Here is a 10605-nt window from a genome sequence, read left to right as displayed (position 1 = left end):
CGGGCCGCGACCTCGACGCCCCGGCGGAGTGACCTCACCCTCCGCCGGGGCAGCGCCCTCCCGCCGCGACACGGGGCGGCGGGCCGTCCGGCGGAACACGCACCGCCGATATGCGCTTGCACGCGCTCGTCACTCGGGTCAGCGTCGCCCCTGACACCGAACGAAGGCGGAGAAGATGACCACCGAGACCCACCCCGTCGATCACGAACTCATCCAGGCCGCGACCGACGTCGCACGCACTCGCTGCCGGGGCGACAACCACACCATGGCGGCCGCGGCCCGAGCCCAGGACGGCCGGATCGTCACGGCCGTGAACGCCTACCACTTCACCGGAGGGCCCTGCGCCGAGCTGGTCCTCATCGGCGCGGCTGCCGCCCAGGGCGCCTACGAGCTGGACACCATGGTCGCCGTGGGCGACCGCGACCGAGGGGTCGTACCCCCGTGCGGCCGATGTCGTCAGGTCCTCCTCGACTACTTTCCCGCCCTCAAGGTCATCGTCGGCGAACCCGACCGCATCCGCACCGTCCCCATCACCGACCTGCTGCCCGAAAGCTACGTCTGGGCCGACCACCAGCTCGACGCCGAGTAGACGGCTCACCTCGGCACGAGCCGACACCGCCTGACACAGCATCAGCTGAACGAGGCATCGGAGACCGGAAGGGGCGAGAGGGTCGGACCGGGCCCGTGAAGCGTCGGTGAAAACCCTGTGGAAGCGGTGTCGGTGGGGCCGTTTATGCTGCACCGGACGACCACGCGGGACCAGGGGAGGGCGCGGCATGTTCGGCAAGCTGTTCGGCAGGGGGGCGGAGAGACCGACGGCGGATCCACACGCCCTGCCCGTCCCGCGCAGACAGAAGAACGGGATGTACACACTGCGCGCGCTCGGGGACACGCGGGTGCTCGCACTGGTGGAGGCCGCCGACGCGGGTGACTGGGAGGCGGTCAAGGCTGCGCTGGCCCCCTTCGACCTCGGCCGCGACCACCAGATCCTTAGTGAGCTGGACGACCTGGACGGTGTGCAGGACTGGATCGGCCGGGCCGTCGAGGAGGACAAGGAGCACCGGGCGACCGCCCTGCTGATATCCGGGGCGCGCCACATCAGCTGGGGCTGGGAGGCCCGCACCGCCGAGCGCGCCGTGAACGTCACGCAGGAGCAGTGGAAGGTCTTCCACGACCGCCTCCGCATCGCCGAGGAACAACTCCTCGAGGCCGCCGAGCTGCGGCCGGACTGGGTCACGCCGTGGCGCCGTCTCCTCACTTCCGGCCGCGGCATGTCGCTCGGCCGTGCCGTCAACGAGACCCGCCGCGACGCCGCCCTGCGCCGCGACCCGCTGGACCTGGAGACCCACCTCGAGTGGGTGTCGCAGCTGCAGCCCCGCTGGGGCGGCGAGCCGGGCCAGGCACTGGCGTTCGCCCAGGAGGCCTCCGCCCGCGCCCCGCAGGGGCACCGCCTCGGCTGCGTGATCGCCATGGCGTACATCGAGGAGTGGGTCGAGTCGGACCGTGGGGACCACCTCGAAACCTCGGAGATCCAGGCGCAGTTGCGGGAAGCGGCGGGCCACAGCATCCTCCACCCCGCCTACGCGTGGCGCCCCGGCTGGCAGCACGACTTCAACATGTTCGCCATGGCCCTGTCGCTGGCCGGTGAGCGCCACACCGTCCGGCGCGTCTTCCAGACACTGGACGGCGCCTACACCAAGTGGCCGTGGACCTACTTCGGGGAGCCCGAGAAGCAGTTCGCCCGCCACCACCGCCGTGCCTGAGCGCCCGCCGGTCCCGGTCCAGGGCCCGCCCGGCCGCCACCGCCGTGTGCCTGAGTACCCACCGGCCCCGGTGCCGCCCGCCCGCCATCCGTCACCCCTCCCACCCCGGACTGCCCGATGACTCTGCCCGACACCACCGTCGACCCGGCCGGCGCCGACCGCACCTTCCAGGTGGACCTGCGCGGTCTCGTCGACCTCCTCTCCCACCACCTCTACTCCAGCCCGCGCGTCTACCTGCGCGAACTGATGCAGAACGCGGTCGACGCGCTGACCGCCCGGCACGGCCTCGAACCGGCCGCCTCCGCCGACGCCTTCGGTATCCGCCTGTACGCCGACGGGTCGGTGGTCCGCGTCGAGGACGACGGCGTCGGTCTCACCGAGGCCGACGTCCACACCTTCCTCGCCACGATCGGCCGCAGCAGCAAGCGCACCGAGGGCATCGCCGAGCAACGCGCCGACTTCATCGGCCAGTTCGGCATCGGCCTGCTCTCCTGTTTCCTCGTCGCGGACGAGATCCTCGTCCTGAGCCGCTCCGCCCGCGCCCCCGACGCCCCCGCCGTGGAGTGGCGAGGACGCGGCGACGGCAGCTACACCGTCCGCACCCTGCCCTCCTCCGCCCACCCCCGGCCCGGCACGACCGTCACGCTGACACCACGCGCAGACGCGGGCGAGTGGACCCGCCCGGCACAGGTGCACGCGCTGGCCCGGCACTTCGGCTCCCTGCTGCGCCACCCGGTGACCTTCGACGACGGCACGGGCGGCCCGGGCGCGGCCGTCAATCCCGAGCCCGCACCCTGGGCCCGTACACACCCCACACCGGGAGCCCGGTCCCGCGCGCTGGCCGCGTACGGCGCGGACGTCCTCGGATTCACGCCGCTGGACACCATCGAGCTGGACCTGCCGGCCGTCGGTCTGAAGGGCATCGCGTGCGTGCTGCCCGAGGCGGTGCCCGCCGGCCGCCGCCACGGCCACCGCGTACACGTCAAGGGCATGCTGCTGTCCGAACAGGCCGAGGAGATCCTGCCCGAGTGGGCCTTCTTCGTCCGCTGTGTCGTCGACGCCGAGAGCCTGCGCCCGACGGCGTCCCGCGAGTCCCTGTACGAGGACGACACCCTGGCCGCCGTCCGCGACGCCCTCGCCGAGCGGCTGCGCGCCTGGATCGCCCGAGCCGCAGCCACCGACCCGGACCTGCTGGCCCGCTTCCTCCAGGCCCACCACCTGGCCGTGAAGTCGCTCGCGGTGCACGACGACGACATCCTGCGGATGCTGCTGCCCTGGCTGCCGTTCGAGACCACCGACGGGCACACCACCCTCGACGAGTTCGCGCGCACCCACCGCACCGTGCTCGTGACATCGAGCGTCGAGGAGTTCCGGCAGGTCGCCGCGATCGCCTCGGCCGCCGGGCTCGGCGTCGTCAACGGCGGCTACACCTACGACCGTGAACTGGTCCACCGGCTGCCCGAGATCAGGCCCGAGGCCACCGTCGCCGACCTCGACCCCGCCACCCTCACCGCCCACCTCGACCCCGTCGACCGGGAGACGGAACTCGCCGCCGCGGCCTACCTCGCCCAGGCCCGCGACGCCCTGGCCGTCTTCGACTGCGACGTCGCGCTGCGCACCTTCCAGCCCGCCTCCGCCCCCGCCCTCCTCGTCGACAGCCGCGAAGCCCGGCACGAGCGCACCCGCTCCCAGCTCGCCCGCGAGCAGGAGGGCGGCCTGTGGGGCGACATCCTCGGCCATCTGCGCCAGGAGGCCCCGCGGGCCCAGCTGATCCTCAACCAGCTCAACCCGCTGGTCCGCACCGCCGTCACCATCGACGGACCCGAGCTCGCCCGCACCAGCGCCGAAGCCCTCTACGGGCAGGCCGCGATGCTGTCCCGGCGCCCGCTGAGGCCCGCCGAATCGAGCCTCATCAACCGCTCCTTCCTCGACCTGCTCGCCCACGCCCTCCGCAAGGACAGCTGACGATGCCGACCGCACCCCTTCCCCAGAGCACGGACGAGCTGCACCAGGCGCTCCAGGAGAACCACCAGCGCCCCTACGGCCGCACCCGCACCGTCACCGCCGAGGAACTCGTCGACGCCGCCGAGCGGTTCGCGGAGCCCGTCGCCGTCGTCCGCGCCCTCCTCGAACTCCAGGAGGCGTACACCTACGGCTCCGAACCCCGGAAGTCGCCCGTCGTCTTCGCCCGCCTGCTCAACCTCTTCGACGAGCAGCCCGACGTCTTCGACGAGCGCCTGCGCCACATGCTGTTCTGGCGGTTCAAGTGGGTGTCCAACGCCCTGCGCGCGCTGCCCGAGATACCGCTGGCCGGCCTGCGCCAATGGCTCACGGAGATGCGTGACCGCTATGAGAAGGCCGGACTCGGCCTCCAGCCCTACTACGGACAGGCCTACCAGCTCGCCGCCCACGTCGGCGAGGACACCACCCTCGCCTACGAGCTGTGGGCGGGCCGCACCCGCACCCGGCTCAGCGACTGCGAAGCCTGCGAGATCTGCGAGCGCGCCCTGCACCACCTCACCGCGGGCGACGACGAGCGGGCGCTGAGTACCTGGGAGCCCGTCCTGGCCGGGAAGGCGTCCTGCCAGGAGGAGCCGGCCCGCTCCCTTTCGTACGCGCTGCTGCCCCTGCTGCGCACCGGCAGGACCGACCGGGCACGCGAAGTGCACCTCGCCGGCCACCGCGGCTGCCGCCGCAACCCCTCGATGTCCGGGGAGGTCGGACGGCACCTGGAGTTCTGCGCGCTGACCGGCAACGAAGCACGCGGTCTGGAACTGCTCGCCGAGAACCGGAACCTGTTCGACGAGGTCGAATCGCCGCTGGACCAACTCGACTTCCTCACCGGCGTGGAAGTCCTCCTTCAGCGCGTCGCTCTCCTCGGCCACGACCAACTGCCCGCCGCCGGGTACGCGGGCCGTACCTGGACGGTGGCCGGCCTGCGCGCCGAGGTGAAGGGCCGTGCCGACGACCTCGCCGCCCGCTTCGACGCCCGCAACGGAACCACGGCCCACACCGACCGCCGCAGTGCCCGGCTCGACCGCGCTCCGCTGCTGGACGCGCTCGAACTGACCCTGCGCCCCCGCACCCTCGACGACGTGGCCCCCGCCGCCCCGCTCGCCGCGCCCGCCGCCCGCAAGGCCTCCGCCGTCCCCGACTCGCTGCCCGAACTCATCCTGCGGGCGAGAGAGTTGGAGGAACAGGGGCACCCGGACGCACGCGCCTGCTGGGCTCGACTGCGTACGATCGTCGCCGCCCGCGACCACACCCACCCCGACGACCCGGCCGTGGGCCCGCTCGTACAACTGCGCGCGGACCTGCTGGCCGAAGAGGCGAACCGGGCCGGTGAGAGGGACGAGTACGCCGACGCCGCCGCTCTCCACGAGGAGGCCGCGGCCCTGTACGACGACGCCGGAGCTCCGGGCCACGCGGCACTGGCCCGCGCCTGCGTCCTGCTCGCCACCGCCGAGATCCCCGCGCCGGGCGCCGACGCAGCGGAGGCGAAGACCGCCGCGCTGACCGCCGCCCACGCCTCCATGGTCCGCCTCCACGAGGAGACCACCGGCCTCGCTCCCTACCAGGAGGCCCGCCTGCTGCGGCTACGGGCGACCACGCTCGGCCTGCGCCTGCAGACCTCGGGCAGCGAGGAGCACGTCGCGCCGGTCCTTGCCGAAGTGGACCTGGTGCGGGAGTTCGCCGCCCGGCACGACGTCGCGGGCCAGCTTTCCGCCGCGCTGCTGCTGCGGGCCGGCACCCACGCCATCTCCGGTGACCTGCCCACCGCGGTCACCGAGATCGACGCCCTCCTCGACCGGCTGAAGGCGCACGGCCCCGCCTGGCACCTGCCCCGCACGCTCGGCCTGCGCGGCCGGCTCCAACTCGGCCTCCGGGACGCGCAGGCCGCCTACGCGGACCTCACCGAGGGCCTGCGGCTGGTCGGCGACTGGCCGGCCGACGCGGTCGGCACCGGCCGCCTCCACAGTGATCTGGCCCAGGCCTGCATGCACCTGGGCCGCCCCGACGAGGCACTGCGGCACCTGACGCGCTCGGCGGAGGTGGACCTGCGCGGCGGCAGCCGTACGGACGCGTTCTGTGCCTACAGCAACGCGGCACAGCTCAGCCTCGACCTGGGCCGCGTCGAGGACTGCATCGCTCTGCTCGACTCCCTGCTGGCCGAACCGGACGTCACCGCCGGAGAAGTGGACGACCGGCTCGTCGCCCAACTGCGCCTGACCCGCGCCCGCGCGTTGCAGGAGGGGGACGACCTCAAGGCCGCCACCGCGGAGTTCGTCGCCCTCGCGGCCGAGTCGGCCGGCTGGGACGACGACCCGGGAAGCCACGCCATGATCGCCGCGGAGACGGCCGTACTTCTCGGCGAGTCCGGCGAGTTCGGCCGGGCCCGCGAGGTGGCGGACCAGGCGATCGCCGCCCACGCCCGGGCCCCGCGCTACGAGCAGCTCAGCAACTGCCTGCGCGAACTCGCCCGGCTCCAGGCCCAGCGGCAGGGCCCCGACGGCCTGGCCGACGCCCTCGCCCTCCTCGGCGACGCCGACCGGATCGCCGACGAGGCCCGCGCCGCCGCGTACGAGGCCCAGGGCCGCTCCCTGGACACCGCCCTGGCCTACGAACACGGACGGGTCAACGCCTACGCCGGCGAGTACGAGGCCGCCCTGGCCGCCCTGGAGAAGGCCCTCGCGCTGCTCGGCGAGCCCGGCCGGGACGAGGACCGCGCCGGCGAATGGGCCGAGTGCGTCCGCCTCGCGGGCGCCGTGGAGGGCCTCTACCTGGAACGCCCCGCCCCCGCCCTCACCCGCCTCGACGCGGCGGTGTCCCGGCTGACCGCCCTGGGCCACACCGAGGAGACCGAGCCGCTGATCTCCCTCGCGACCCAGTTGCGCGACGAGGAGTGACGCGGCGGTGCCGGGGCGACAGTCCGCCCCGGCACCGCGCCCACTTCTTGCCCGGGGGCGTGGCGGCTCTCGTCATCGCATCAGAAAGCCGCGGATCTCCTGGCCCAAGGAGTGCGAGGGCATCCGTCTGCTCACCGCCTGCTGGGTCCTACACCGCCGCCACCGGCGACCCTCGACGTAGCGAAGGCGATCCTTCGGTGGCGGAGGCACGTCATATCGCCCAAGTGGGAAGGTCGACGAGGGTGACGACACAGGCCGTGCACATCCAGCCCGGGCCCTGGGAGATCAACAGTACGTGGTCACCGGGAGCCACCTCGCGCGTACGGACCAGGTGCTCCAGGGTGATGATCACGTCGGCGCCGCCCACATGGCCGATGCCCTTGCCGAAGTCCCATGTGGAGCGGTCCATGGTCAGGCCGAGAGGCATCATGACCGAGTACTCGATCATCCGGCCGTCCATGTTGATCGGTACGACCTTGGCGATGTCGTCGGCATTCAGGTCGGCGTCGACGAGTGCCCGGCGAATGACACCGAGATTGAAGAGGGTGAGTTGCTCAAGGGTCTCGGAGAGCGGGGTCTCGGTCTCGCTGTAGCGAGTGGCCCGCTCAGTCATGTCCCCCTTGCTCTCCTGACCCTCGTCCGGGAGCAATGAGCCGTCACCACGATGCCACCGCTCAAGCTCCGGCAGGATGCCCGAACTCAGCGACCTGATCTGCGCGAAACCTTCGTCCACGCTGAGCAGGGCCGCGGCGCCTCCGTCAGCGAGGAAGTACGCCTGGCCCAGTCCCGAGTAACGGTTCAGGCCCGTGGCGGTGAAGTTCTCACCCGACGTGAGCAGTACGGTCTCCGCCTGGGCGGCGCCCGTCATCTGCCCGACCGCGACCTCCAGAGCACCCAGCATGCCGTTGCAGCCCTGGCGCAGGTACAGCGACGAGACCGGCTCCACCTCCAGTTCGCGCAGGATGTATCCCGGTGGATAGGACCCCTGCGGGCCCTGGTAGTACACACCGCTGTGCACGTGGTCCGTGATGTCTTCCACTTGCAGCTTCGACCGCTCCATGGCGACGCGCGCGGCGGAGATCGCGAGTTCCACGGCCGGAATGTCGTGCGCCAGGTGGGTCCCGGTCAGCCCGTTCGCGTCCACGGTCTCCTGGCTGATCAGCCCCTGGGCCACAGCCCGCTCGACGGGCTCGAACTCGTGCAGCACGACACCGAGCGAGTCGATGAACACATTGTCAATTCTCATCCGAGGGCCTTTCGTTTCCGCCGAAATGTGAGGATGCCGAGGCGAGGAGCCGCTCGATCAGGTGCTCCGCGAGGTCCACCGGTGTGTCGAACTCGAACGCCACACTCGCCGACAGCCTCAGCCCGGTCGCCTCGACGAGGGCCGTACGCAGTTGCAGGGCGGTGAGCGAGTCGAATCCGAGGTTCTTCAGCGGGGCGTCCGCGGCCACGCTGCCCGGTGCGGTGTGCCCGAGGACGGCACCCGCCCGGTCCCGTACCAGGTCGGTCACCACCGTCTCCCGCTCCGCCCTGCCCATCGCCGCCAGCCGGTGCCGGAGGTCCGTGTTCTCCGCCGGGGTGTCCCGGGCCGTGCGGCGCGTGCCGGCGGGCACGAGAGCCCGCAGAACGGAGGCCACGTCGCCGGTCTCCGCGTCGCCGGTCAGTTGGGCGAAGTCCAGCCGGGACGCGATGACGAGACTGCGCCCGGCCGCCCATGCCGCGTCGAAGAGTCCGAGACCCTGCTCCTTGACGAGCGGATGCGTTCCGCGCAGCGCCACCGGCTGTCGGTCCTTCCCGGACGGGCCCGACAGACTGCTGGCCCCGGCCCACAGACCCCATGCGATCGAGGTGGCGGCAACACCCCGGGACCGCATGTGGTGGGCGAACGCGTCCAGGAAGGTGTTCGCCGCCGCGTAGTTGGCTTGTCCCGGACCGCCCAGGATGCCGGCGAACGAGGAGAAGAGCACGAACTGCCGCACCCCTGCCTCGCGGACCAGTTCGTACAGGTTCACGACCGCGTCCACCTTGGGGCGCAGCACCTTGCTCAGACGCTCCGCCGTCAGAGACGGGAGGATCCCGTCGTCCGCCGCGCCCGCCGTGTGCACCACGGCACCGATCCGCCGGTCCGCGAGCAGGCCGGCCAGGGCATCTCGGTCCGCCACATCGCAGGCAGCCACCTCGACCCGGGCCCCGAGCTTTGCCAGTTCGGCTTCCAGGACCGCCGCCTGAGGCGCGTCCGACCCCTGACGGCTGGTCAGCAGCAGGTCCTTCACACCGTGCTCGGTCACCAGGTGACGGGCCAGCGCGGAGCCCAACGTGCCCGTCCCGCCGGTGATCAGCACCGTACCTTCCAGGCCGACGTCCAGCCTCGGGAGAGAAGCGCCCGGTAGGAGGCGGGCCATCCGCGGGACCCGTGTCGTCCGCCCGCGCAGCGCCCACTGCGGCTCCGTGGAGGACACCACGCGGTCCAGGGCGCGCCAGGTGGGTTTGGCGAGGTCGGTGTCCACGAGCACGAAGCGGTCCGGGTACTCCGTCTGCGCGCTGCGGATCAGGCCCCAGATGCCGGCTCCCGCGAGGTCGAGCGGTGACGCGTCGTCGGGCCCGGCCACCGCGGGGACGGCACCACTGGTGAGAAACACCAGCCGGGAGCGGTCGAAGACCGGTGTGTTCACCCAGGCTCGGGCTGTCTCCAGGGCACGGACCGTCGTGGCGTGGACGGCGTCCACCAGTTCCTGCCCGGACAGCTCGCCGTACTTCTCCAGGAAGGGGGCCACGACGACGTCGGGGACGTCTCGGCCTCCCTCTACTGCGGCTGTCAGCGCCGCCAGGTCCGGGTAGGTCTCCGTGTAGCGTCCGGCCGTCATCAGCGAGGACCGCATGCGCACACGGTCCTCGCCCACGATGGCCCATGTGGCGTCGGTGTCGGAGGTGTTCGCCCGCGTGTCCACGGCGGTCCACTCGATGCCGAACACGCTGTCCTGCTGCGCCACGTCCGCGGCCCTGAGCACCTCACGCGCAACGGGTTCGAGCCGCAGGGCCGGGACCGAGAGAACAGGGGCTCCAGTGGCGTCGGCAGCGGTCAGCGACACCGAGCCGTCCGGCCCCGGGGAGACACGAGCGCGCAGGATGGAGGCGCCGGACGCATGCAGCGACACCTCCCCCCAGGCCCGTACCCGCAAGGATGCGGCGGTCTCGGGCGCGACGCCCTTCATGCCCGCCAGGCTGAGCAGGGCCTGTGCCAGCACCGGGTGGAGACCGAACAGCCGTGCCTCCTCACGCAGCGCGTCCGGTACGGAGATCTCCGCGAACACCTCGCTGTCCCGTCGCCACACGCCGTGTACGGCGGAGTGCACGGACCCGTACTCCAGGCGCAGTTCGGGCTCGGGCATCGGGAGGGCGTCCGCGGGCGGCCAGGCCTCCAGATCCCAGTCCGGCTCGGCTGCCGCCGCGACCAGCTCACCCGTCGCGTGACAGGTCCACGGCAGTCCCAGGACGTCGTCGCCGCGCCGGGAGTGCACCAGGACCGTGCGTACGCCGGGCTCCTCACCCTCGCCGACCGTGACGCGGACCTGAACGGCGCCGGACCCCGGCATCACGAACGGTGCCTGCGCGGTCAGGGCACGCAGCCGGCTGCTGCCGAGCTGCTCACCGGCCGAGAGGGCCAACTCCGCTGCGAGCCAGTCGAGTTCCCGCTCCACGCCCTCGGTGCCCTCATCCGCCGGCCATGTGGGCTTGCCCGCCGAAAGCCGGCCGGTGAACACCACCGTCTCGGTGCCGGGCAGTTCCACGGCCGCACCCAGCAAGGGATGCGAGGTGGGGACCGCGCCAAGCCCGGACGCACCGCGAGAGGTGCCCGACGGTGTGTTGAGCCAGTGGTGGGTGCCTTGGAAGGGGTAGGTGGGGAGGTCGGGGTGGATGGGTGGTGTGGTGGG

6 protein-coding genes are annotated in these 10605 nt (G+C 72.3%); 4 read left to right on the top strand and 2 right to left on the bottom strand.

Annotated elements, in window-relative coordinates; translation table 11 throughout:
• Positions 1-175: 175 nt before the first annotated feature.
• The 4 genes from AWZ10_RS36795 to AWZ10_RS36780 all read left to right on the top strand — a co-directional run bounded on the left by AWZ10_RS36795 (position 176) and on the right by AWZ10_RS36780 (position 6670).
• A complete protein-coding gene (locus tag AWZ10_RS36795) occupies positions 176-589 on the top strand; it encodes a cytidine deaminase family protein (protein ID WP_060893188.1) in 414 nt (137 codons plus the stop codon).
• A 187-nt stretch (positions 590-776) separates the two neighbouring features.
• Positions 777-1763 (top strand): hypothetical protein, encoded by a 987-nt coding sequence (locus tag AWZ10_RS36790; RefSeq protein ID WP_060893187.1) that lies wholly within the window; start codon positions 777-779, stop codon positions 1761-1763.
• 117 nt (positions 1764-1880) lie between these two features.
• The gene (locus AWZ10_RS36785) at positions 1881-3728 is read left to right on the top strand and encodes an HSP90 family protein (RefSeq protein ID WP_060893186.1); all 1848 of its coding nucleotides are present in this window, start codon (positions 1881-1883) and stop codon (positions 3726-3728) included.
• Positions 3729-3730: 2 nt separating this feature from the next.
• Positions 3731-6670: a hypothetical protein gene (locus AWZ10_RS36780; RefSeq protein ID WP_060893185.1), complete on the top strand. Its 2940-nt coding sequence runs from the start codon at positions 3731-3733 to the stop codon at positions 6668-6670.
• Between the two features lie 211 nt (positions 6671-6881).
• On the opposite strand, the gene AWZ10_RS36775 is transcribed toward AWZ10_RS36780, so the two are convergent.
• A complete protein-coding gene (locus tag AWZ10_RS36775) occupies positions 6882-7916 on the bottom strand; it encodes a ketoacyl-ACP synthase III family protein (protein ID WP_060893184.1) in 1035 nt (344 codons plus the stop codon).
• Positions 7906-10605, bottom strand: a 2700-nt coding sequence (locus AWZ10_RS36770; RefSeq protein ID WP_159058493.1) for a type I polyketide synthase, incomplete at its 5' end; no start/stop codon positions are given. The genes AWZ10_RS36770 and AWZ10_RS36775, both read right to left, overlap by 11 nt.

The organism is Streptomyces europaeiscabiei (assembly GCF_001550375.1).
In the GTDB taxonomy this organism is placed as follows: Bacteria; Actinomycetota; Actinomycetes; order Streptomycetales; family Streptomycetaceae; genus Streptomyces; species Streptomyces europaeiscabiei.
Note: the sequence above shows the minus strand (reverse complement) of the source record. Positions and strands in the feature narration are given on the sequence as shown.

Coding starts and splice junctions, on each gene's coding strand:
- AWZ10_RS36795 (WP_060893188.1), top strand. CDS start 176: ATGACCACCGAGACCCACCCCGTCGATCACGAACTCATCCAGGCCGCG.
- AWZ10_RS36790 (WP_060893187.1), top strand. CDS start 777: ATGTTCGGCAAGCTGTTCGGCAGGGGGGCGGAGAGACCGACGGCGGAT.
- AWZ10_RS36785 (WP_060893186.1), top strand. CDS start 1,881: ATGACTCTGCCCGACACCACCGTCGACCCGGCCGGCGCCGACCGCACC.
- AWZ10_RS36780 (WP_060893185.1), top strand. CDS start 3,731: ATGCCGACCGCACCCCTTCCCCAGAGCACGGACGAGCTGCACCAGGCG.
- AWZ10_RS36775 (WP_060893184.1), bottom strand. CDS start 7,916: ATGAGAATTGACAATGTGTTCATCGACTCGCTCGGTGTCGTGCTGCAC.